The sequence below is a fragment of the Pseudoalteromonas sp. UCD-33C genome, assembly GCF_001306895.1.
GTDB lineage: Bacteria > Pseudomonadota > Gammaproteobacteria > Enterobacterales > Alteromonadaceae > Pseudoalteromonas.
On record NZ_LJTB01000010.1, the window covers coordinates 57366 to 80217 of the forward strand.

A 22852-nucleotide genomic window follows, 5' to 3' on the forward strand; every position below is an offset into this window, starting at 1 on the left:
TCAGGAGACATATTAATGACTCATGCAGCGCAATTTATTAATGGTCAATGGCAAGCAGGCCTTGGTCATACTTTTCAATCTGTAAACCCAGCAAATAACGATGTAATCTGGCAAGCAAACACTGCCACTGCTGAACAAGTAGACGGCGCAGTCGCTGCTGCACGTGAAGCGTTTTACAGCTGGGCTGATAAAACATTTGCAGAGCGTTTAGCGATTGTAAAAACATTCGCAGAAACGCTTAAAGAGCACAGCGAAGAATTAGCGATTGCTATCGCACAAGAAACAGGTAAACCACTTTGGGAAACACGCACTGAAGCAGGTGCGATGGTGGGTAAAATTGCTATCTCTGAAAAAGCATTTTTAGAGCGTACAGGCGATGTTGAAAACCCAATGCCACAAGGTCGTGCGATGATCCGCCACAAGCCTCATGGTGTTGTAGCGGTGTTTGGCCCTTATAACTTCCCTGGTCACTTACCAAATGGTCACATTGTACCTGCATTATTAGCAGGTAATACCGTGGTATTTAAACCGTCTGAGCTAACGCCAGCAGTTGCTGAGTTAACGTTAAAGTTATGGCAAAAGGCGGGTCTCCCTGCAGGTGTAATCAACCTTGTGCAAGGTGAAGTAGAAACGGGTAAAGCGCTTGCATCTCATAAAGGGATCGACGGTTTATTCTTTACTGGCTCTTCGCGCACTGGTCATATTTTACATGAACAGTTTGCTGGTCAGCCGGGTAAAATCTTAGCCTTAGAAATGGGTGGTAATAACCCGCTTATCGTTACTGATGTTGCTGATACTAAAGCGGCTATTCACGATATTATTCAATCAGCGTTTATCTCTACAGGTCAACGTTGTACGTGTGCGCGCAAGTTATTCTTACCTGTAGGCGAGCAAGGCGATGCCATCTTAGCGGGTCTTATTAAAGCAACTAAAGCTATTAAAGTCGGTGACTACGACGCAGAAGAGCAACCTTTCATTGGGTCAATGATTTCTTCAGTAGCAGCAGCTGGTATGGTCACAGCACAACAGCAACTTGTTGAGCTTGGCGCTGAAGTGTTAGTTGAGCTAACGCACAAAGAAAATACCGGCTTTGTAACACCGGGTATTTTAGAGTGTACAAATGTCGCTAACTTCCCAGACGAAGAGCACTTTGGACCACTTCTTAAAGTATTCCGCTTCACTGATTTTGATGCCGCTATTGATAAAGCGAATGACACAAGCTTTGGTTTATCAGCTGGTTTATTAAGCGACAGCGCAGCAGATTACGACCATTTCTTACGTCGTATTCGCGCAGGTATCGTAAACTGGAACCGTCCTATCACAGGTGCATCAAGTGCAGCACCATTTGGTGGTATTGGTGCATCAGGTAACCACAGAGCAAGCGCATATTATGCTGCTGACTATTGTGCATACCCAGTCGCTTCGGTTGAGCTTGAAAAAGTAGCAATGCCAGCGACATTAAGCCCAGGCTTAAAAATCGATTAATAATCGTAAATCATTATAAAAAGCAGCTTCGGCTGCTTTTTTTGTATGAGATGCTTGGCAAAGGTAGCAATTAAAAGCGCTTTCTGCTTAAATCTAAAGAGATAGTTTTTTATTAGGTGTGCAGTCGTATGGTTTTAGATAGGCAAGGGTACGATGATCTTGTCATGTATCTCACTCAAAATTTAGCGCTTTTTGAGAAGCCGGGTCAAATTAAACCAGGAGCTCCAACAGTGTTAGAGCTTATTGAAGACGTGATAGCAGAAAATGTCATGTTACTTTGCGAGCAACACACAGAGCTTAATACTGAACAACGCAGCCAAATTGTTCGCGAAGTCGACGGTATCGTATATGACTTACAAGAAGTGCTGAGCAGCGTTACAAATCACACAGTAACCGTAGAACAACACGCGTTTATTGATGAGTTTGCTGGATTAGTAAAAAACTTATTCGATAGTGCTGTTGTCGAAAGTGCCTAACTTATAAAGCACAACACAATTTCTAGTCTTTAAGCGAGCAGCTCAAAGTTAGCAACTCGCTTTCCTTTAAAGCTCACCTCTTATCCCTTGCATCTGTGTGTGACTTGCTTACAATCAAGCAAAATAACTTTAAGAGATAAAGCACATGCAAGCGAATGTAAAATGGGTAGAAGGCGATACGTTTATTGGCCTTTCAAATTCAGGTCACAATGTAGTTTTTGATGCAGGTAGCGATAGCGCTGCGCCAAGCCCAATGGAAATGGTTTTAATGTCAGCGGGCTGTTGTTCATCTGTTGATGTTGTTAGTATTTTAAAAAAAGCAAAACAGTCATTTTCTGATGTGCAAGTTAAGCTATCTGCAGAGCGTGCTGAGTCAGCACCTCGCGTGTTTAACAAGATTAATCTACACTTTGTGGTTACCGGTGATAATGTCTCTGAAAAGCACCTTGCAAGAGCGGTACAATTATCTGCTGAAAAGTATTGTTCTGTAGCCTTAATGCTTGATAAGACAGTAGAAATTACGCATAGTCATGAAGTTGTGCAAGAACAGGTAAAATAACGCTTTTTCCGAGCAGGAAATTCGTATAAAATCCGCGAACTTTTATTTCTGCTGGTGCAGGTTTCACTCGTTTTAAGGTTGGTTTAGCATGAATAAACCCTTCGATAAAATTAAGCTTCATGGCTTTAATAACTTAACTAAGAGCTTAAGTTTTAGTATTTACGATATTTGTTACGCAAAGACGGAACAACAGCGTAAAGAATATATTGAATATATCGACGAACAGTACAGTGCTGATCGCCTTACCGATATTTTAGGTGAAGTTGTGGATATTATTGGCGCAAACATTCTAAATGTTTCTCGCCAAGATTATGACCCGCAAGGCGCCAGCGTAACAATCTTGATCTCTGAAGAGCCAATTGAGCAACAAACAACGTATGACGTTGATGAAGCGCCGGGTCCTCTTCCTGAAACAGTGGTAGCGCACTTAGACAAGAGCCACATCTGTGTTCACACATACCCAGAAGCACACCCTGATGATGGTATTTGTACGTTCCGTGCTGATATCGAAGTATCAACGTGTGGCATTATTTCGCCATTAAAAGCGTTAAACTTCTTAATTCACAGCCTTGAGTCTGATGTTGTAACAATTGACTACCGCGTACGTGGTTTTACTCGTGACGTAGATGGTGTAAAACACTATATCGATCACGCGATTAACTCAATTCAGAACTATATGACTGAAGATACCAAAGAAGCGTACCAAATGATGGACGTGAACGTGTATCAAGAGAACTTGTTCCACACTAAGATGATGTTAAAAGAAACTGACTTGAATACTTACCTATTCGGTGTTTCTACAGCAGATCTTTCGGAAGAAGAAGAAGAAGCCATCTACTCTAAGCTGACCCGCGAGATGCAAGAAATCTTCTACGGTCGCAACTTACCAGACACTGAGTAAGTCACTATAGCTTTAAAGAGACGGCGCGTAATGTAAGTTACGCGCCGTTTTTTATGCCTCATTGACTGCACTCATCTGTACTTATATGCTGATTAAAAGGCCAATTTAAGGATAGATATGTCAGTTGTTCTCTCGCAGTCAGTATTTTTAGCAGAGCAAGTTCGTGACCATGAAGGACCCGCAGCTAAGCGCTCTGGCGTAACCTTGTATGAGCTTATGGAGCGAGCAGGGCTGGCGACTTATCAGCAAGCTATCAGCTATTTTCCTAAAGCAAGTACATTCGTAGTGTTAGCGGGCGTTGGTAACAATGCCGGTGATGGTTATGTTGTTGCTCGCTTAGCTAAACAAGCGGGCAAACAGGTTACGGTTATTGCAGCAATATCTGATAAACCGCTCAAAGGCGATGCGCTCAGTGCTCAGCAAGCTTGGCTAGACGCAGGAGGGATAATAACCGCTGATACCAGTGCTATTGAGCAAGCAGATATCATTATTGATGGCCTGCTTGGCACGGGAATTCAAAGCGCGGTGCGCGAGCCTTTTTCAACCTTGATTAAAGCAGCTAACGTGAGCCAAGTGCCGATAGTTGCTATTGACCTACCCTCAGGCATACATGCCGACACAGGTGTGGTACAAGGAGTTGCAATAAAAGCCGCGCTTACTGTGACTTTTGTGGGGATTAAACAAGGCTTAGTGACAGGGCAAGGTAGAGCGCATGCAGGGACATTAGAGTTTAATGATTTAGGTATTGAAGATGCCTTTTTAAAACAGACATCACCCACGGCTGAGCTTATTAATTATCAGAGCCAAGCTAGGCTTCCTGAGCGCGATAACAATAGCCATAAAACCAGCCATGGTAAATTGCTGTGTGTTGGTGGTAATGCCGGCACTGCCGGCGCTATTCGTTTAACTGCAGAGGCAGCGCTTCGCACCGGTGCGGGTATGGTCAAAGTGTATACCCATAGTAGCTCTATTCTACCAGTAAGTATTGGCCGGCCAGAATTAATGGTGACAGATACAAATCTGATTAGCGCTCTTGAGTGGGCAACCTGTATTGCTATGGGCCCAGGGCTTGGGCAAGACACTTGGTCGGAAACAACCTTTGAAGCAGTAATGCAGTATTGCTTTACTAATAATAAGCCTCTGGTTATTGATGCTGATGCACTTAATTTAATGGCTCAGCATGCTTCGTCATTTCCATTAGCTAATACCGTTATCACACCACACCCAGGTGAGGCAGCAGGGTTACTTAATTGTCGCGCTAGCGATATTGAAGAAAATCGCTTTCATGCAGTAAAGCAGCTTGCACGTAGCTATACTACTACTTGTGTACTCAAAGGTGCTGGAAGCTTAATTGCTGATAATAACCAAACATGGGTGTGTACAGATGGAAATCCTGCACTTGCGGTTGGCGGCAGTGGCGATGTATTAACAGGTATCATAGCGGCATTGATCGCACAGGGGCTTACTCCTCAGCAAGCAGCTTGCTTAGGCGTAACCTTACATGCAAAAGCTGGTGATATTGCCGCAGAGCGTGAGGGCGAAAGAGGTATGTTACCGAGTGATTTGTTTGCGATAGTGAGGGAGTTGATTAACTGAGCCGTCAGCCGTCAGCCGTCAGCCGTCAGTTTCTGATAGCTGACAGCTTAAAACTGATAGCTAAAAGAAAACCCAGCCGGAGCTGGGTTTTTTAAGCAAAGTGCTTGGGAGGGATAATTACATCATGCCGCCCATACCACCCATGCCGCCCATGCCGCCCATATCTGGAGCAGCTGGTACATCTTCTTTCGGGATTTCAGCAACCATAGCTTCAGTTGTGATCATAAGACCTGCGATTGAAGCTGCGTACTGTAGTGCCGAACGCGTTACTTTAGTTGGGTCTAAGATACCCATTTCGATCATGTCGTTGTACTCGCCTGATGCTGCGTTGTAACCGTAGTTACCTTCACCGCCTTTTACTGAGTTAACAACAACAGATGCTTCGTCACCTGCGTTAGTTACGATTTGACGAAGTGGTGCTTCCATCGCACGTAGTGCAACTTTGATACCGTGGCTTTGGTCTTCGTTGTCGCCAGCAAGTTCAACAAGTTTGCTTGCTACGCGAACTAGTGCAACACCACCACCTGGTACAACACCTTCTTCAACCGCTGCGCGAGTTGCGTGTAGTGCATCTTCAACGCGGTCTTTTTTCTCTTTCATTTCGATTTCAGTTGCTGCGCCAACTTTGATTACTGCAACACCGCCAGCTAGTTTAGCCATACGCTCTTGTAGTTTCTCTTTATCGTAGTCAGACGTCGCTTCTTCGATTTGTGCTTTGATTTGTGCAACACGACCATTGATGCCGTCTTCTTCGCCTGCACCGTCGATGATTGTTGTATCATCTTTAGTGATCACAACGCGCTTCGCTGTACCTAGGTCTTCGATTGTCGCTTTCTCTAGCTCTAAACCGATTTCTTCAGAAATAACAGTACCACCTGTTAATACTGCGATGTCTTGTAGCATTGCTTTACGACGGTCGCCGAAACCAGGTGCTTTAACCGCAGATACTTTAACGATGCCGCGCATGTTGTTCACAACAAGAGTTGCAAGTGCTTCACCTTCAAGGTCTTCAGCAATGATAAGTAGTGGCTTGCTAGCTTTTGCAACAGCTTCTAATGTAGGTAGTAGCTCACGGATGTTAGATACTTTTTTATCTACAAGTAGAATGAATGGGTTGTCTAGCTCTACAGCGCCTTTTTCAGCGTTGTTGATGAAATATGGAGAAAGGTAACCGCGGTCAAACTGCATACCTTCAACGACGTCTAGTTCGTTTTCTAACGACTGACCTTCTTCAACAGTGATAACGCCTGAATCACGGCCTACTTTTTCCATTGCTTCAGCAATGATGTCACCGATTTCTTTATCAGAGTTAGCAGAAATAGTACCTACTTGTGCAATTGCTTTAGTGTCTGCACATGGAACAGAAAGTGCTTTAAGCTCTTCAACTGCTGCAGTAACTGCTTTGTCGATACCGCGCTTAAGGTCCATTGGGTTCATACCCGCTGCAACTGCTTTTAAGCCTTCGTTTACGATAGCTTGTGCTAATACTGTTGCAGTTGTTGTACCGTCACCTGCAGCGTCATTCGCTTTCGACGCTACTTCTTTAACCATTTGTGCGCCCATGTTTTCGAACTTGTCTTCAAGCTCGATTTCTTTTGCTACAGATACACCATCTTTAGTGATCACTGGAGCGCCGAATGATTTGTCTAATACAACGTTACGGCCTTTAGGACCTAAAGTTACTTTTACTGCGTTTGCTAAAATGTTTACGCCAGTTAGCATTTTGCCACGTGCGTCACCTGCAAAAAGTACTTCTTTTGCTGCCATGATTAAATTCCTCTTAAATTCTGTAAACGGGTTGCTAAACGAAAAGTAGGATTAGCCTACAATGCCTAGAATGTTATCTTCACGCATGATCAGGTACTCTTGACCTTCGATCTTTTCAGCTTTTTCAACATAAGAGCCGAACAGCACAGTGTCACCGGCTTTAACTTCTAATGCTCTTACTTCACCGTTGTCTAAAACACGGCCATTACCAACAGCGATAACTTCTCCGCGAGTTGATTTTTCAGCTGCAGAGCCAGTTAATACAATACCGCCAGCAGACTTAGTTTCTTCTTCTAGACGCTTAACGATGACGCGATCATGTAAAGGACGAATGTTCATTTATTTAGTTCTCCTAACAGTTTCTGAACAGTACAGAAAAAATCTTGTGTTATTGCAGGGGAGTGCTAAGCCACCCGTTGCGTTTCATTGCATTCATTAATGGGGGTGGCTTAAAAAAATCCAAGTACAAAAATTAAAAAATTTTAATCTTTTCGCTCAAATTCACCATCAATAGTTGTCGGTTGATGGTTTGGCTCTTCATGAGTGGTTGTTTTACTATGATATTGGAAGTGTGCAGAGCCTTGATTTGCCTGCGAACTCATACGCACAGTTGCTTGACTAGCAAGACCTGCAGCCAGTTTGTTGCGAATCGCTGGCGTGAGTAGTAAAAAGCCAAAAAAGTCAGTCATGATGCCTGGTGTCATTAATAAAACACCGGCGATAATGACACATAATCCAGTAAATAATTCTTTTGCAGGCATTTGCCCTTGTGCCATTTGTAATTGCACGTTTTGAATCGCGCCCATACCTTGCTGCTTCACTAATTTCGCACCGACAATCGCGGTCACAATTACAAGCGCTATGGTGGCAAAGCCGCCGATCACTTCACTCACTTGGATGAGTAACGCGATCTCCACAATCGGCACTAAAATAAATAACAAAAACAAAAATCTAAACATAACGCTCTCTAAAAAATGTCATTCTCTTTCGAGTCAGTGAAATATAAATTGGGGTGAGCAGGTCATTTTTCAAGACGGAACCTAGGATCACCTTGCTCGCTACACATTATAGTTACTATCGGCTACTATGGTGCGACTCACGTAATCAAATAAAGGTTCCTTATGACTACGCATTTTCGACTTATTTTTACGACTTGTGCAAATGAGGCTGAAGCCCGCCAGTTGGCACAACATCTAGTTAAAGAAAAGCTAGCTGCTTGTGTGAATATTTTGCCTACTATTGAATCTATTTACATGTGGGAAGGCGAGGTGACTCAAGCTATTGAGAGTAAGTTACTGATCAAAACTAAGTCAGAAAAAATGAATGAGGTGATCCAAACTATCAAGAAATTGCATAGTTATGAGGTGCCTGAAATTCAGGTCGTTGATGTGGCTACAGGCAATTTAGCCTATTTTAATTGGATGGATGAGGTACTTAATTAATGCGATCGTTCCTTTTATTACTTTGTGCATTGTGGCTTATGCCAGCAAGCGCGAGTAATAACAATTTACTTGGAAATCTACTACAACCTGCGGAGCAAACATTTCTCCCAGTTGATCAGGCTTTTGTTTTCGATTTTGACCAGCAAGGCAAAACGTTATTTATTGGCTGGGATATTGCGCCTGATTATTACCTTTATAAAAAGAAAGTCGAAATTATTGCCAAAGGCGCAGATATTGAAGTTCCTGATCTTGGCAAGGGCGTGATTATTGAAGATGAGTTTTTTGGTAAGACCGAGGTATTCTTTGATTCGTTAAGTGTGGTTTCTAAGCTCAGTAACGTCACAGAAGGTGCGGTTGTTAAAGTGCGTTTTCAAGGCTGTGCCGAGGCGGGGTTATGTTATCCGCCAGAAGTTAGAACCATTCCTTTATCTGTGATTGCAGGTGAGCAAGTATCACAGGCTGCAGATGCGGGGAACGCATTAGCGGCATTAACACAAGCAGCCGATACTAATGAAGCGTCATCAGCCCCTTCTCAAGAAGTTTCAAAACCAGCTGGTGAGCAGTCATATACCGATAAGCTGGCATCGCAAGGTTTACTAACTAACCTAGTAATCTTCTTTTTAGTTGGTGTTGGTCTTGCCTTTACGCCATGCGTATTCCCAATGTTTCCGATTTTGTCGAGCCTTATAGCGGGTCAGCAGAATTTATCGACTAAAAAAGCGTTCTCGCTGTCGTTTGTATATGTACAAGGTATGGCCGTTACTTACGCAGCACTGGGCTTAGTGGTTGCATCATTAGGTGGGCAAGTACAAGGGTATTTACAGCATCCTACTGTACTAATTAGCTTTAGTATCTTATTTGTATTATTGGCAATGTCGATGTTTGGCTGGTACGAAATCAAATTACCTAGCGGCATGATGAATAAGCTCACTCAGGTTAGTAACCAGCAAAAAGGCGGCAACTATGTTGGCGTATTTATGATGGGTGTACTGTCTGGTTTGATTGCCTCACCGTGTACAACAGCACCATTGTCTGCTGCTTTACTTTATGTGGCGCAAAGTGGTGACTATCTTGTCGGTGGTTTAACACTTTATGTGCTCAGTTTAGGCATGGGCTTACCGTTATTATTACTGGGGACTTCTGGCGGTAAATTACTACCAAAAGCCGGTGGTTGGATGGAGCAAGTGAAAACCCTATTTGGTTTCATTATGCTAGTTGTACCACTTATTCTGCTTGAGCGTATTGTTGATATTGAAATCATTTGGTTAATGGCGGGTTTATTAGCTCTTGCTACAGCACTTTATTTACACCATTGGCAAAGTGGTCAATCACAAAGCAAGCTAAAAACAGCATTGTGGTTTGCAGCAACCTTATTGGTTGTGACTGGGGCGAGTTTAACGAAAAATTATTTTTGGCCTAGTAAAGCGGTGGTTGCTGAAGCTGCTGTAAAAACACATGGTTTTAGACAAGTTGCTAATCTAAGTGAATTAAAAGAAGAAATTGCACAGGCAAGTAGCGAGGGGCGCTTAGTAATGGTCGACTTATATGCCGACTGGTGCGTTGCCTGTAAAGAGTTTGAGCACTACACGTTTCCTGACGCTAAAGTGCAAGAGCAATTTGCTCACTTTGAATTAATTCAAATCGATTTAACTGAAAGCGATGCAAAAACCATAGAGCTAATGGAAGAATACACGGTATTTGGGTTGCCGAGCATTTTGTTCTTCGATAGCCAAGGTAATGAGCTTTTAGAGCAACGCGTAACAGGCTTTTTAAATGCCAAAGACTTTGCAGAACATTTAGCAAAAGTTCGAAATAGCGCTAAATAAACGCAAACGTGCAAGAAAATAGCAAAACGCCACTCATCTGAGTGGCGTTTTCGTATCTGCATCATAAAAAATACTTATTTTAAGTGAAAAATAGCAAATTCACTCAGTGAAGCTCAATTAATCAACAGGAAAACGCTTAGAATGACCCTGTTGTGTGCCTTGCTATGCTTGACTTTGCCACGAATAGGGAGTGATTAGACCAGTATTTTGCTGCTATTTACGTCGAAATATCTATAATAGGTGGTTAACGTGAGAAATAGTTGCTATTTTACATCAGCACGCTTAGGTTAAGCGTGGGTTTATGATGAATATGGTTAAACTGCTTACTTATAGGATATATCGCGTATTATGGCTGCAAAATTCAAACTTTTAGTTCTAAATGGGCCAAATTTAAACATGCTTGGCAAGCGTGAACCAGAAAAGTACGGCACTCAATCTCTTGATGAGATTATAGCTGAACTTAGTCAGGTTGCTGCCGGTCTCAATGTTGATTTAACGCATTTCCAAAGTAACAGTGAAGCTGCATTAATAGAACGCATTCACGATGCATGGCAAGCGGTTGATGCAATTATTATCAACCCTGCTGCATTTACGCATACAAGCGTAGCCTTACGGGATGCATTACTCAGTGTAAACATTCCCTTTTACGAGGTGCATTTAAGTAATGTGCATGCTCGAGAAGCATTCCGTCATCATTCGTATTTTTCGGATGTGGCACAAGGCGTCATTATTGGATTAGGAGCAATGGGTTATAAGGTGGCACTTGAAGCTGCTGTTAGCCGGTTGCAAAACACACATTAATTTTTAAATAACTAACAGGCGGGTCGTTCAATGGATATTCGCAAGATCAAAAAACTTATCGAATTAGTAGAAGAATCTGGTATTGCTGAATTAGAAATCACTGAAGGTGAAGAGTCAGTACGCATCAATCGTAACAATATGTCAGCAGCTCCTGCAATGCAGTATGCACCACAACAGTTTGCAGCACCTGCGCCAGCAGCGGCACCAGCTCCAGTAGCAGAGGCTCCAGCAGCAGAAGCGGCTGCTCCAGCTGCACCGACTGGTCACCAAGTTAAATCTCCTATGGTAGGTTCATTCTACTCAGCGGCTTCTCCAGAAGCAGCACCATACGTAGAAGTAGGTTCTAAAGTAAATGTTGGCGATACGTTATGTATCGTTGAAGCAATGAAGATGATGAACCAAATCGAATCTGATAAAGCAGGCACAGTAAAAGCTATCTTAGTTGAAAATGGCGAGCCAGTAGAATTCGATCAACCTTTATTCATCATTGAATAATAGCGCAACAAAAGGCCAACTCTATGTTAGATAAAGTAGTCATTGCAAACCGAGGTGAAATTGCACTTCGCGTACTGCGCGCCTGCAAAGAGCTTGGGATCAAAACTGTTGCTGTGCATTCAACGGCAGACCGTGATCTTAAGCACGTGTTACTGGCAGACGAAACAATTTGTATTGGTAAACCAGCAGCCACTGAAAGTTACTTAGATATTCCGCGCATTATTGCAGCGGCAGAAGTAACAGACGCAGTTGCTATCCACCCAGGTTATGGTTTCCTTTCTGAAAATGCAGACTTTGCTGATCAAGTTGAGCAAAGCGGCTTTGTATTTATCGGTCCTAAAGGCGACACAATTCGTTTAATGGGTGACAAAGTTTCTGCAATCGAAGCGATGCGTAAAGCCGGTGTACCTTGTGTACCAGGTTCTGATGGCCCATTAACGGCAGACAGTGAGCGCAACATTCAAATCGCTAAGCGTATTGGTTACCCTGTAATCATTAAAGCAGCAGGCGGCGGCGGTGGTCGTGGTATGCGTGTTGTTCGCAGCGAAAAAGAACTGATTGATTCAATCGCTCTTACTCAGCAAGAAGCAAAGCAGTTCTTCGGTAATGGTATGGTTTACATGGAAAAATTCCTTGAAAACCCACGTCACATCGAAGTTCAAGTACTTGCTGATGGCCAAGGCAATGCAGTTCACTTAGGTGAGCGTGATTGTTCAATGCAACGTCGTCACCAAAAAGTTGTTGAAGAAGCGCCAGCGCCAGGTATCACAGCTGAAATGCGTAAGTTCATCGGTGACCGTTGTACTCGTGCATGTATCGAAATCGGTTATCGCGGTGCAGGTACGTTCGAATTCTTATACGAAAACGGCGAGTTCTATTTCATCGAAATGAATACCCGTATTCAGGTTGAGCACCCTGTAACAGAAATGGTTACTGGCGTTGACTTAATCAAAGAACAGCTAAAAATTGCAGCGGGTCAACCATTATCATTCACACAAGAAGATGTGGTTATTCGTGGTCATGCAATTGAGTGCCGTATTAATGCGGAAGACCCAGACACCTTTATTCCATCACCAGGTAAAATCACGCGATTCCACCCTGCTGGCGGTTTAGGTATTCGTTGGGACAGCCACATCTACGCAGATTACACAGTACCACCTCATTACGATTCAATGATTGGTAAGCTGATCTGTTACGGTGAAAACCGTGATGTAGCTATTGCTCGTTCACGCAATGCGTTAAATGAATTAGTGATCGATGGCATCAAGACCAACACACCACTGCACAAGAAAATCTTGGCAGATGAAAACTTCCAAAACGGTGGTACAAACATCCACTACCTTGAGAAGAAACTAGGTCTGTAAACAAAATTCTGTTTAAGCTAAAAAGCCGGCAACTTTGCCGGCTTTTTTTTGTCAAACTAGGCATAAGAGCGGCTCTCGCCTTACAAAATTATTCTGGTATGATTAACAAAGTAATGTGTTTTTAGTTTTTCATGAGGTAATAATGACCGACAGTGTTGGTTTTCCACTCGCTGATGAAGCAGCAACGGTTAATATGGGTAAGCAACTTGCAACCTTGATGGAGCAAGGGGCAGTCATCTATTTACATGGTGATTTAGGTGCCGGTAAAACGACATTAACCCGTGGTATCGTGCAAGGTTTCGGTCATCAAGGTAAGGTTAAGAGTCCAACTTATACACTGGTTGAGCCTTACCAATTAGCTAAAGCTGATGTCTATCACTTTGATTTATATCGCTTAGGTGACCCTGAAGAACTTGAATATATGGGAATTCGTGACTATTTTTCACCACAGGCTATTTGTGTTGTGGAATGGCCAGAAAAAGGCGGCGAATTTATTCCAACACCGGATCTTGATATCACCCTACGCTATGAAGGCGAGGCGCGTGCCATTGCAATTAACAGCTTAACCAAACGTGGTCAGGCAATTGTTCAGCAACTTAAGAGCGCGCAAGAATAAACATATAAAAATAAAGGTGTATTAGTAAAAATGGGTCGTTGTACGTTTAAACTATTAACTACTTTGATGTTATTGGTTGTGAGCCAGATTGCGCTTGCACAAAATACGATTAATAGCGTACGTGTGTGGCCTTCACCTGACAGCACTCGTGTGGTCTTTGATTTAAACGATAAACCTGATTTCAGCTATTTCATGCTGAAAAATCCAGCTCGTTTAGTCATTGATTTAAAAAATACCGACAAACTAGATAGCTTGCCAGCTATTCCTAAAAAGCATCAGATTGTTTCAAAACTACGTTACTCAAAACCTAAAGACAGCAAAAGTGTGCGCTTTGTTTTTGAGTTAGCCCGAGCCAGCAAACCAGTGGTATTTGCTTTACTACCAACTGATCCATATGAACACCGCTTAGTGGTTGACCTTGTTGATAAAACACCGAAGGCAGAGCCTGTTGCTTCGACCAACACCAGTGTGAAAAAGCGTGAGCTTCATCAAGAGCGCGATATTGTTATTGCGATTGACGCAGGTCATGGTGGTGAAGACCCAGGTTCAATTGGTCCGTCAGGGACTTATGAAAAAGACATTACGCTACAAATAGCGAAGCGTTTAGAGCGAATGATAGATGCTGAAAAAGGCATGATTTCGCGCATGGTGCGCCGCAGTGACTACTTTGTAAATTTAAACACCCGTACTAGCATCGCCCGTAAGAAAAAAGCTGACTTCTTTGTGTCGATTCATGCGGATGCCTTTACTAGTCCACAGCCAAACGGTGCTTCTGTGTGGGTGCTATCACTGCGCCGTGCAAATTCAGAAATTGGTAAATGGATTGAGGATAAAGAGAAACACTCAGAGCTTTTAGGTGGTGCAGCTGGGGTATTAAAAGATACCGCAAGCGAAAAATATTTAGCGCAAGCACTGCTAGATATGTCGATGGATCACTCGATGAAAACAGGCTTTAGTGTCGCAGAAGAAGTGGTTAGCGAATTACGAAAAGTGGCTAAAATGCATAAGAAACGCCCACAAGCGGCGAGCCTTGCAGTATTAAAGTCACCTGATATTCCGTCTATTTTGGTTGAAACAGGGTTTATCTCGAATCCACGCGAAGAGCGAATGCTAAAAACGGCGCAGCATCAGGAGCGCTTAGCAAAAGCAATTTTCACCTCGATTAAAAATTACTATATGCAAAACCCGCCAGATGACTCGCTATTCGCTAAGTTAAAGTCGCAGTTTCCGACTAAACACAAAGTTCGCCCTGGTGAGTCGTTAAGTATTTTAGCAAGCAGATATAACACCTCTGTGAGTAAGCTAAAAACGGCCAACAACTTAAAATCAAATACCTTATTTATTGGTCAAGAGCTTGATATTCCTCAAAGCTAGTCAATTTTCGTGTTAGGAACACTATGAGTATAGAAATACTACCCGCGCGATTGGCTAACCAAATTGCTGCGGGTGAAGTGGTTGAACGCCCAGCATCCGTTGTTAAAGAGTTGGTAGAAAACAGTTTAGATGCTGGCGCAACGCGCATTCAAATAGATATTGAGCGTGGTGGTCATAAGCTTATTCGCATTCGCGATAATGGCTCTGGCATTAATAAAGATGAGCTAACATTAGCCTTGTCGCGCCATGCCACGAGTAAGCTTAAGTCACTCGATGACCTTGAGAACATCTGTTCATTGGGTTTTCGTGGTGAAGCGTTAGCATCAATTAGTTCCGTGTCGCGGTTAACCTTAAGCTCAAAACCAAAGCAGCAAGAGGCTGCATGGCAAGCGTTTGCTGAAGGTCGCGATATGGCGGTGCAGATTAAGCCAACCGCACACCCTGATGGCACCACCATTGAGGTGAAAGACTTATTCTTTAATACCCCTGCGCGCCGTAAATTCCTTCGCACCGAGAAAACCGAGTTTTCACATATTGATGAGCTCATAAAGCGTATTGCGCTGAGTCGTTTTGATGTCTCTATCACCCTGACTCATAATGGCAAAGTTGTGCGCCAATACCGTGCTAAACCAAACCCTGAGCAAGCAATAGCGCGTGTCGCTCAAGTTGCTGGCAAAGCATTTAGTGAGCAGGGGCTGCATATTCAATCAGGTGAAGCTGGTTTGATGCTGCGCGGTTGGGTATTACCCGTGGGCTCAACGAATAGCACGCAATATACCTATGTGAATAATCGCATGATGCGCGATAAACTTATTTTGCATGCAATCCGTCAAGCCTTTGAAGAAGTCGCAGGTTCAGAAGAGCTACCAGGTTTTGTCATTTATATTGATATTGACCCACGTCAGGTCGATGTAAACGTGCACCCAGCAAAACATGAAGTGCGTTTTCATCAAGGCCGTTTAGTGCATGACTTTATCCTGCAGGCAATAAAACAAGTGGTGGTGCCGCTTCAGCACGAAGCTGGTTTTACAGAGCATAATGACACTGCTTTTCAGCATGCTCCGTTTGATGAGGCGCACTCAAGCAGCACACAGCCAAGTTTTACTCAATCAGCGCCAACAGAGCAGTATGATTACCCTAAATCTGAATTACAGCCGACACGTTCAGCGAGTTATTCTGGGGCAACTGGAGCAGGTCGCTCTGGCGGTGGTTTTAGTAGTGACAGCCAAGGTCGCAGTAAAACATCGCACCAAGATGTCAATGCATTTTATCAAGGGATCAGCGAGCAACATGCTGCGCATTTTGACCAAGTACGCCCTGAACCAAGTGTTACAGCACCGGTTGTAGAGCAAGCAAAACTTGCCAAGCTTATTCATGTACGAGATGGCGAGTGCGTATTTAGTGAAGACAACCAACTCTTTGCTGCGCACTTTAAGCATGCATTAGCACTCGACTGGCAAGCGCACGTAGAGCAAGCAGGTAGCCTTGATGGCAAAGCCTTGTTGTTACCTGTGCGAGTAAATGCAAGTGCTGATGATATTAGTGCTTTAAATGCTCAGCAGTCGTGGTTTACCTTACTTGGTTTTGATTTAGTCATTGAAAAACAGTTTGTGATGGTGAAAAAGCTTCCGCCTTGTGTCTATTTACTTGATGTAAGTGATGCTATTGAGCGACTTATTGCTGGCTGTAAAGCCTCACCAAGTTCACTCGATGAATGGTTAGCTTGGTTAGCTCAGCAAATCCCAGCACGCTATTACGCAAGCCAAGCCTTTTTGGAGCAAGTGGCTCGGTTAGAAAATAATCCACAAACTATGCAACGTTTACGTCAAAAAGCAGTTAAAATAGAACTATCTCAGTTTTTAAACTAAGCAAGGTATTTAGGCTTGAATAACTTACCCGTCATTTTTTTAATGGGACCAACCGCTGCAGGGAAAACAGATTTAGCAATTTCGCTGTGTGAGCATTTAAACACAGAAATAATCAGTGTTGATTCAGCATTAGTCTATAAAGATATGGACATCGGCACCGCAAAACCAAATGCCGAAGAGCTTGCTCGTGCGCCGCACCACTTGATCGATATTATCGACCCAGCAGATAGTTATTCAGTGGCAGATTTTCGCCGTGATGCAATTGAAAAGATTGATCTATTTCATCAGCAAGGTAAAGTACCTGTATTGGTTGGCGGTACAATGATGTATTTTAAGTCGCTTATTGATGGCTTATCACCGCTACCAGAGGCATCACCTGAAGTACGTGCTGAACTCGAAAAGGAAGCAAAGCAGTTTGGCTGGCCACATTTGCATAAAGAGCTTGTGAAAATCGATCCTGATGCAGCGAAAAAAATGAGCGAAAATGATTCGCAAAGAATTAATCGTGCATTAGAAGTGTATCGTATTACAGGCAAAACAATGACTGAGCTGCAAAAACAAAAGCAGCCTGAGCTTCCTTATACTTTCCATCAATTTGCCATTGCACCTGATGATCGCAGTGAATTACATCAGCGAATTGAGAAAAGGTTTAAAATAATGCTCGATCAGGGGTTTGAAAATGAAGTTTCATCCCTATATAAACGTAATGATTTACACCCAGACCTGCCTTCGATTCGTTGTGTGGGTTATAGACAAATGTGGGATTACATTGCTGGCGAAATTGACTATGATGAAATGGTCTTTCGTGGTATTGCAGCCACACGGCAGTTAGCCAAGCGACAACTCACTTGGTTAAGAGGTTGGCCTGAAGTAACTTGGTTGACCACGGGTGATGAAGAAAACTTGCAACGTGTAGTAAGTTCGCTAAGCTAGTAGTAGCTGGAAGTTTTTTAGCTTTGTTAAATTAGTTCAGCTACTTAATTATAATAACACCTAGAACGAAGGAAAATAACATGGCAAAAGGCCAGTCGTTACAAGACCCATTTTTAAATGCGTTACGTCGTGAGCGCATTCCAGTATCAATCTTTTTGGTTAATGGCATTAAATTGCAGGGTAAAATCCAGTCATTTGACCAATTTGTTATTTTACTTGAAAACACCGTAAATCAAATGGTGTATAAACACGCTATTTCAACTGTTGTTCCAGCGCGTTCTGTTAACTTCCAAGGCGTTCAAGGAAGTGATGATTCAGAAGAGCAAGAATCTGGAAATTTTTAAACTTAGGAGCGTAATGCTTGTTTGACCGTTATGAAGCCGGCGAACAGGCAGTTTTAGTTCATATCGACTTACCTAAAGAGGGGGATCGCGAAGATCTTCACGAATTAGAGTTGTTGGTATCTTCTGCTGGTGTTAGTAGTTTGGCGATTGTGCAAGGCAGTCGTCAAGCACCACATCCGAAACTTTTCGTCGGGACCGGAAAAGCAGAAGAAATCGCTGAAACTGTCAAAATCCACAATGCAGATGTCATCATTTTCAACCATCAACTTAGTCCGTCACAGGAACGCAATTTAGAAAGCGTTTGCCAGTGCCGAGTTCTTGATCGTACGAGTTTGATCTTAGATATTTTTGCGCAGCGAGCGCGTACTCACGAAGGTAAACTTCAGGTTGAGTTAGCTCAGTTACGTCACATTTCTACTCGCTTGATCCGTGGTTGGACCCACCTTGAAAGACAAAAAGGCGGGATAGGTTTACGTGGCCCAGGTGAAACCCAGCTCGAAACCGATAGACGATTACTGCGCGCAAGAATTAAAAACATTCGTGCCCGTTTAGATAAAGTTGCTGTTCAACGTGAGCAGGGACGACGTGCGCGTACGCGCAATGAAATTCCAACTGTGTCACTGGTAGGTTATACCAATGCGGGTAAATCAACGTTATTTAACCGTATTACAGACTCAGATGTGTATGCTGCTGACCAGCTATTCGCAACCCTAGATCCAACCTTACGTAAGTTGGATATCGGCGATATAGGTCCAATTATTTTAGCTGATACGGTAGGTTTTATTCGTCACTTACCACACGACCTTGTTGCAGCATTTAAAGCAACCTTAACAGAAACTCGTGAAGCTGATTTACAGCTACATGTTATCGATGTGGCAGACCCTCGTCGAAAAGAAAATATTGAGCAAGTACAATCTGTTTTAAAAGAAATAGAAGCAGATGAAGTGCCGCAATTATTGGTTTATAACAAAATTGATGCGCTAGATGACGTTGCGCCACGTATAGATAGAAACGACGAAGGTCAACCGGTACGAGTCTGGTTGTCGGCGCGCACTGGCGTTGGTTGTGAACTGCTAAGTGAGGCAATTAATGAGTTACTTGCCAAAAAGATGTTTGCTGATGAGCTAAAATTACCACCACAACATGGTCGTATTCGGGCAGCATTATTCAACTTAAATGCAGTTCATCAAGAGTGTTTTGATGAGCAAGGAAACTGGTTATTATCGGTACGCTTGCCAATGGCAGAATGGAATCGCTTGAAAAAAGAGATGGGACAAGACCTCGACTCTTTCGTAGTGACTGATTAAAAATCACCAGCATTTGTCTTTTTTAGTATGAGAAATGCTGTAGATTTGATAGATTTAACCTAATTCATTTAGATAACAATGGAGTATAGCTATGGCCTGGAATGAACCGGGTAATAATGGCAATGATAAAGATCCGTGGAATAATAAAGGCGGAAAAGATCAAGGCCCACCTGATTTAGACGAGGTAATGCGTAAGTTCGGCAACAAGTTTGGCGGTTTATTTGGTGGTAATAAGCCAGGTAAAAACGGCGGTGGACTTGGTGGCGCAGGCATTTCTTTCATCCTTATTATTGCCATCATTGTATGGGCATTAAGTGGTATTTACACGGTAAAAGAAGCTGAGCGCGGTATTGTTTTACAATTTGGGCAATACGATCGCATTGCAGAACCTGGCTTACGTTGGAAAATGACCTTCATTGAACGCGTGATCCCTGTTGATATCGAAGCGGTACGCTCGTTATCTGCTAAAGGTTTTATGCTTACCGAAGACGAAAACGTGGTAAATGTAGAGTTTGAAGTACAGTACCGTGTTATCGACCCACATCTTTACAAGTTCAGCGTTACTGATGCTGACCACAGCTTACAACAAGCACTTGATAGTGCATTACGTTATGTAATTGGTCATGTAAAAATGGACCAAGTACTTACAACAGGTCGTGAGTTAGTGCGTCAACAAACGTGGGATGAGCTTAACAAAATCATCGAGCCATATAATCTAGGTATTATTGTAAGCGATGTGAACTTTAAAGATTCACGTCCGCCGGGTGAAGTAAAAGACGCGTTTGATGACGCTATTGCTGCACAAGAAGATGAAGAGCGTTTCATCCGTGAAGCAGAAGCCTATGCTCGTGAAATTGAACCTCGTGCCCGTGGTCAAGTTACTCGTATGACGCAAGAAGCAGAAGCGTACCGTGAACGTATTACATTAGAAGCACAAGGTGAGGTAGCACGTTTTGAAAAGCTATTACCTGAGTACCAAGCTGCTAAAGAGGTAACTCGTAAGCGTCTTTACATCGATGCGATGGAAGAAGTGCTAGGTAACAGCTCTAAAGTGTTAGTTGATGTTGAAGGTGGTAATAACATGATGTATTTACCGCTTGATAAAATCATGGAAAAGCAAGGTACAGCAACACGTGTTGCATTACCAAGCTCAAGTGATATCAAAGACCTTCGCAATAAAATAAACACGTCGCGTAACAGCACGGTAAATTCAAGCAATGACCGTTTCGCAACTGACCGTTTTAATGAGGGGAGATAAGCAAGATGAAAAATTTTAGTTTAGTAATACTTGCCATTGCTATTGTGCTGTCTTTCTCTTCAATTTTTGTTGTGCAAGAAGGCGAGAAGGCAATCGTACTGTTATTCAGCAAAGTTGAAAAAGACAGTGACGACAAGGCTGTAGTATACGGCCCAGGTTTACACCTAAAAGTGCCTTTCTTTAGCCAAGTACGTCGTTTAGATGCACGTATTCAAACGCTAGATGGTGCACCTGACCGTTTCGTAACAAGTGAGAAAAAAGACTTAATCGTTGATTCTTACGTTAAGTGGCGCATTAATGACTTTAGTGCATTCTACCTGCGTGCCCGTGGTGATAAGCAATACGCTGAAACACTACTTAAGCAAAAGGTGAACAACGGTCTGCGTACTAATTTCGGTTCTCGTACTATCAGAGAGATCGTTTCTGGTGAGCGTAGTGAGTTGATGGAAGAAGCATTAGTTCAAGCGTCTGAAAGTGCACAAGAGCTAGGTATTGAAGTACTTGATGTACGCGTTAAGCAAATTAACTTACCACAAGAAGTGAGTAGTTCAATCTTCCAACGTATGCGTGCTGAGCGTACTGCGGTTGCAAAAGAGCACCGTTCTGAAGGTCAAGAGAAAGCTGAAACAATTCGTGCAGAAGTCGACCGCCGTGTAACAGTAATGCTTGCAGACGCTGAGCGTAATGCGCGTACTGTTCGTGGTCAAGGTGATGCCGATGCAGCCGCTATCTATGCTAACGCTTATAACAAAGACGCTGAGTTCTTCGGTTTTGTGCGTAGCCTAGAAGCATACAAAAACACCTTTAAAAATAAGCAAGACGTGATGGTGATTTCACCTGATAGCGACTTCTTTAATTATATGAAAGGTACAAAAGCACAGTAATTAATATTTGTGTGATAAAAAGCCCTGCTTTATGTAGGGCTTTTTTGTTTTTGCGTGTGATTAATTTTTATCCTTAACTATTTTATAAACCCCTGTTCTGCATGTAGTTGTTTAAGTAATTAAGAAGTTAAAAATTCATGCGCAGAAAAAATAAGCTAAACGGGGTGATCTTTCACCTCGTTTTCTGATAAAATCTCGTCCTAATTTTTTCTAAGTGAATTTGCAATGGGTAAAAACGTTGTTGTACTAGGCACCCAATGGGGTGACGAAGGTAAGGGTAAGGTAGTTGACCTCCTTACAGACAAAGCATCTTTAGTAGTTCGTTATCAAGGTGGTCATAACGCAGGCCATACTCTGGTAATCAACGGTGAAAAGACGGTTTTACACCTTATTCCATCGGGTGTATTACGTGACAATGTTAAGTGTGTGATCGGTAACGGTGTTGTTTTATCACCAGAAGCATTAATGAAAGAAATCGGCATGCTAGAAGAGCGTGGCGTACCAGTACGTGAGCGCTTATTAATCAGCGAAGCATGTCCATTAATTTTACCTTTCCACATTGCATTAGATTTAGCCCGTGAAAAAGCACGTGGCGATAAGCCAATTGGTACTACAGGTCGTGGTATCGGTCCAGCTTATGAAGATAAAGTAGCACGTCGTGGTTTACGTGTAGGTGACTTATTCAACCCTGAACAGTTTGCTAGCAAGCTTAAAGAAGTATTGGAATACCATAACTTCACATTGGAGCATTACTACAAAGCTGAACCAGTTGACTTCCAAAAGACATTTGACGATGCAATGGCTATCGCAGATATCTTAAAAGCAATGGTTGTTGATGTTACTGAGCTTCTTGATCAAACGCGTTTAGCGGGCGACAACATCTTATTTGAAGGTGCGCAAGGTACATTACTTGATATCGACCACGGTACTTACCCGTACGTAACATCATCAAACACAACTGCTGGTGGTGTAGCAACAGGTGCTGGTTTTGGTCCATTACACCTTGATTACGTGCTAGGTATTATTAAAGCTTACACTACACGTGTAGGTTCTGGTCCATTCCCTACAGAGCTTTACGACGGTCTTGATAAACAAGATCCAGTTGGTAAGCACTTAGGTGACAAAGGTCATGAGTTCGGTGCAACGACAGGTCGTTTACGCCGTACAGGTTGGTTAGACGCAGTGGCAATGCGCCGCGCAGTGCAAATCAACAGTATCTCAGGTTTCTGTTTAACTAAACTAGACGTTTTAGACGGTTTAGAAACATTAAAAATCTGTACTGGTTACCAGTTAGAAGATGGCACAGTAACGAACGTTACACCATTAGCAGCTGAAGGTTACGAGAAAGTAACACCAGTATACGAAGAGATGCCAGGCTGGTCAGAAAACACAGTAGGTGCTACGTCAGTTGATCAATTACCGCAAGCGGCACTTGATTACATCAAACGTATTGAAGAAATCACTGGCGTTCCAGTTGATATCATCTCTACTGGCCCAGACCGTGTAGAAACTATGGTATTACGCAGCCCGTTTGCATAATCGTCATAGTGACTGAA

Annotated in this window: 22 protein-coding genes; 19 read left to right on the plus strand and 3 right to left on the minus strand. The window is 42.9% G+C overall.

Going from position 1 to position 22852, the window contains the following annotated elements; genetic code table 11:
• Positions 1–15 precede the first annotated feature (15 nt).
• From astD to AOG26_RS16320, 5 genes are all read left to right on the plus strand, one after another.
• Positions 16–1485, plus strand: coding sequence for a succinylglutamate-semialdehyde dehydrogenase (gene astD, locus AOG26_RS16300; RefSeq protein WP_054563479.1), 1470 nt, complete (start codon positions 16–18; stop codon positions 1483–1485).
• Between the two features lie 128 nt (positions 1486–1613).
• On the plus strand, positions 1614–1961 hold the full coding sequence (locus tag AOG26_RS16305) for a DUF3802 family protein (RefSeq protein WP_054563480.1): 348 nt from the start codon (positions 1614–1616) through the stop codon (positions 1959–1961).
• Positions 1962–2106: 145 nt separating this feature from the next.
• Positions 2107–2520 carry an OsmC family protein gene (locus AOG26_RS16310; RefSeq protein WP_054563481.1) on the plus strand — a complete coding sequence of 138 codons (414 nt, stop codon included), beginning with the start codon at positions 2107–2109 and terminating at the stop codon, positions 2518–2520.
• Between the two features lie 88 nt (positions 2521–2608).
• The gene (gene speD, locus AOG26_RS16315; protein WP_054563482.1) at positions 2609–3421 is read left to right on the plus strand and encodes an adenosylmethionine decarboxylase; all 813 of its coding nucleotides are present in this window, start codon (positions 2609–2611) and stop codon (positions 3419–3421) included.
• 117 nt (positions 3422–3538) lie between these two features.
• On the plus strand, positions 3539–5017 hold the full coding sequence (locus AOG26_RS16320; protein ID WP_054563483.1) for a bifunctional ADP-dependent NAD(P)H-hydrate dehydratase/NAD(P)H-hydrate epimerase: 1479 nt from the start codon (positions 3539–3541) through the stop codon (positions 5015–5017).
• Positions 5018–5134: 117 nt separating this feature from the next.
• On the opposite strand, the gene groL is transcribed toward AOG26_RS16320, so the two are convergent.
• From groL to AOG26_RS16335, 3 genes are all read right to left on the minus strand, one after another.
• The gene (gene groL / locus AOG26_RS16325; protein WP_054563484.1) at positions 5135–6784 is read right to left on the minus strand and encodes a chaperonin GroEL; all 1650 of its coding nucleotides are present in this window, start codon (positions 6782–6784) and stop codon (positions 5135–5137) included.
• A gap of 51 nt (positions 6785–6835) precedes the next feature.
• Positions 6836–7123 (minus strand): co-chaperone GroES, encoded by a 288-nt coding sequence (locus tag AOG26_RS16330; protein ID WP_036973362.1) that lies wholly within the window; start codon positions 7121–7123, stop codon positions 6836–6838.
• A 143-nt stretch (positions 7124–7266) separates the two neighbouring features.
• Positions 7267–7743 (minus strand): FxsA family protein, encoded by a 477-nt coding sequence (locus tag AOG26_RS16335; protein ID WP_054552425.1) that lies wholly within the window; start codon positions 7741–7743, stop codon positions 7267–7269.
• A 162-nt stretch (positions 7744–7905) separates the two neighbouring features.
• Here AOG26_RS16335 and cutA point away from each other — a divergent pair, with 162 nt between their 5' ends.
• The 14 genes from cutA to AOG26_RS16405 all read left to right on the plus strand — a co-directional run bounded on the left by cutA (position 7906) and on the right by AOG26_RS16405 (position 22835).
• A complete protein-coding gene (gene cutA / locus AOG26_RS16340; RefSeq protein WP_054552426.1) occupies positions 7906–8226 on the plus strand; it encodes a divalent-cation tolerance protein CutA in 321 nt (106 codons plus the stop codon).
• Complete coding sequence (locus AOG26_RS16345; RefSeq protein WP_054563485.1) at positions 8226–10052, plus strand: protein-disulfide reductase DsbD; 1827 nt, start codon at positions 8226–8228, stop codon at positions 10050–10052. Before cutA ends, AOG26_RS16345 begins: the two co-directional genes overlap by 1 nt.
• A 348-nt stretch (positions 10053–10400) precedes the next feature.
• Entirely contained in the window at positions 10401–10853 is a 453-nt protein-coding gene (aroQ, locus tag AOG26_RS16350) for a type II 3-dehydroquinate dehydratase (RefSeq protein WP_054563486.1), read from the plus strand.
• Between the two features lie 30 nt (positions 10854–10883).
• On the plus strand, positions 10884–11348 hold the full coding sequence (accB, locus tag AOG26_RS16355; RefSeq protein ID WP_054552429.1) for an acetyl-CoA carboxylase biotin carboxyl carrier protein: 465 nt from the start codon (positions 10884–10886) through the stop codon (positions 11346–11348).
• 23 nt (positions 11349–11371) lie between these two features.
• A complete protein-coding gene (gene accC, locus AOG26_RS16360) occupies positions 11372–12712 on the plus strand; it encodes an acetyl-CoA carboxylase biotin carboxylase subunit (protein ID WP_054552430.1) in 1341 nt (446 codons plus the stop codon).
• Between the two features lie 142 nt (positions 12713–12854).
• On the plus strand, positions 12855–13328 hold the full coding sequence (tsaE, locus tag AOG26_RS16365) for a tRNA (adenosine(37)-N6)-threonylcarbamoyltransferase complex ATPase subunit type 1 TsaE (RefSeq protein WP_054563487.1): 474 nt from the start codon (positions 12855–12857) through the stop codon (positions 13326–13328).
• A 66-nt stretch (positions 13329–13394) separates the two neighbouring features.
• Positions 13395–14702 carry an N-acetylmuramoyl-L-alanine amidase gene (locus tag AOG26_RS16370; RefSeq protein ID WP_235575512.1) on the plus strand — a complete coding sequence of 436 codons (1308 nt, stop codon included), beginning with the start codon at positions 13395–13397 and terminating at the stop codon, positions 14700–14702.
• 23 nt (positions 14703–14725) lie between these two features.
• On the plus strand, positions 14726–16570 hold the full coding sequence (mutL, locus tag AOG26_RS16375) for a DNA mismatch repair endonuclease MutL (RefSeq protein ID WP_054563489.1): 1845 nt from the start codon (positions 14726–14728) through the stop codon (positions 16568–16570).
• Positions 16571–16585: 15 nt separating this feature from the next.
• The gene (gene miaA, locus AOG26_RS16380; RefSeq protein WP_082401722.1) at positions 16586–17503 is read left to right on the plus strand and encodes a tRNA (adenosine(37)-N6)-dimethylallyltransferase MiaA; all 918 of its coding nucleotides are present in this window, start codon (positions 16586–16588) and stop codon (positions 17501–17503) included.
• A gap of 80 nt (positions 17504–17583) precedes the next feature.
• On the plus strand, positions 17584–17847 hold the full coding sequence (hfq, locus tag AOG26_RS16385; RefSeq protein WP_054552435.1) for an RNA chaperone Hfq: 264 nt from the start codon (positions 17584–17586) through the stop codon (positions 17845–17847).
• A 17-nt stretch (positions 17848–17864) separates the two neighbouring features.
• Complete coding sequence (gene hflX, locus AOG26_RS16390) at positions 17865–19154, plus strand: ribosome rescue GTPase HflX (RefSeq protein WP_054563491.1); 1290 nt, start codon at positions 17865–17867, stop codon at positions 19152–19154.
• A 91-nt stretch (positions 19155–19245) separates the two neighbouring features.
• Positions 19246–20412, plus strand: a complete 1167-nt coding sequence (hflK, locus tag AOG26_RS16395) for an FtsH protease activity modulator HflK (RefSeq protein ID WP_054563492.1) — start codon at positions 19246–19248, stop codon at positions 20410–20412.
• A 5-nt stretch (positions 20413–20417) separates the two neighbouring features.
• On the plus strand, positions 20418–21296 hold the full coding sequence (gene hflC / locus AOG26_RS16400; RefSeq protein ID WP_054563493.1) for a protease modulator HflC: 879 nt from the start codon (positions 20418–20420) through the stop codon (positions 21294–21296).
• Between the two features lie 225 nt (positions 21297–21521).
• Positions 21522–22835 carry an adenylosuccinate synthase gene (locus AOG26_RS16405; RefSeq protein ID WP_054552439.1) on the plus strand — a complete coding sequence of 438 codons (1314 nt, stop codon included), beginning with the start codon at positions 21522–21524 and terminating at the stop codon, positions 22833–22835.
• The last annotated feature ends 17 nt before the right edge of the window (positions 22836–22852 follow it).

Bases quoted from the DNA above. Each gene is read 5' to 3' on its own strand.
- AOG26_RS16405 (WP_054552439.1), top strand. From the start codon at position 21,522: ATGGGTAAAAACGTTGTTGTACTAGGCACCCAATGGGGTGACGAAGGT.
- AOG26_RS16335 (WP_054552425.1), bottom strand. From the start codon at position 7,743: ATGTTTAGATTTTTGTTTTTGTTATTTATTTTAGTGCCGATTGTGGAG.
- cutA (WP_054552426.1), top strand. From the start codon at position 7,906: ATGACTACGCATTTTCGACTTATTTTTACGACTTGTGCAAATGAGGCT.
- AOG26_RS16330 (WP_036973362.1), bottom strand. From the start codon at position 7,123: ATGAACATTCGTCCTTTACATGATCGCGTCATCGTTAAGCGTCTAGAA.
- hflK (WP_054563492.1), top strand. From the start codon at position 19,246: ATGGCCTGGAATGAACCGGGTAATAATGGCAATGATAAAGATCCGTGG.
- AOG26_RS16320 (WP_054563483.1), top strand. From the start codon at position 3,539: ATGTCAGTTGTTCTCTCGCAGTCAGTATTTTTAGCAGAGCAAGTTCGT.
- AOG26_RS16305 (WP_054563480.1), top strand. From the start codon at position 1,614: ATGGTTTTAGATAGGCAAGGGTACGATGATCTTGTCATGTATCTCACT.
- AOG26_RS16345 (WP_054563485.1), top strand. From the start codon at position 8,226: ATGCGATCGTTCCTTTTATTACTTTGTGCATTGTGGCTTATGCCAGCA.
- astD (WP_054563479.1), top strand. From the start codon at position 16: ATGACTCATGCAGCGCAATTTATTAATGGTCAATGGCAAGCAGGCCTT.
- groL (WP_054563484.1), bottom strand. From the start codon at position 6,784: ATGGCAGCAAAAGAAGTACTTTTTGCAGGTGACGCACGTGGCAAAATG.
- hfq (WP_054552435.1), top strand. From the start codon at position 17,584: ATGGCAAAAGGCCAGTCGTTACAAGACCCATTTTTAAATGCGTTACGT.
- accB (WP_054552429.1), top strand. From the start codon at position 10,884: ATGGATATTCGCAAGATCAAAAAACTTATCGAATTAGTAGAAGAATCT.
- tsaE (WP_054563487.1), top strand. From the start codon at position 12,855: ATGACCGACAGTGTTGGTTTTCCACTCGCTGATGAAGCAGCAACGGTT.
- speD (WP_054563482.1), top strand. From the start codon at position 2,609: ATGAATAAACCCTTCGATAAAATTAAGCTTCATGGCTTTAATAACTTA.
- accC (WP_054552430.1), top strand. From the start codon at position 11,372: ATGTTAGATAAAGTAGTCATTGCAAACCGAGGTGAAATTGCACTTCGC.
- mutL (WP_054563489.1), top strand. From the start codon at position 14,726: ATGAGTATAGAAATACTACCCGCGCGATTGGCTAACCAAATTGCTGCG.
- aroQ (WP_054563486.1), top strand. From the start codon at position 10,401: ATGGCTGCAAAATTCAAACTTTTAGTTCTAAATGGGCCAAATTTAAAC.
- hflC (WP_054563493.1), top strand. From the start codon at position 20,418: ATGAAAAATTTTAGTTTAGTAATACTTGCCATTGCTATTGTGCTGTCT.
- AOG26_RS16370 (WP_235575512.1), top strand. From the start codon at position 13,395: ATGTTATTGGTTGTGAGCCAGATTGCGCTTGCACAAAATACGATTAAT.
- AOG26_RS16310 (WP_054563481.1), top strand. From the start codon at position 2,107: ATGCAAGCGAATGTAAAATGGGTAGAAGGCGATACGTTTATTGGCCTT.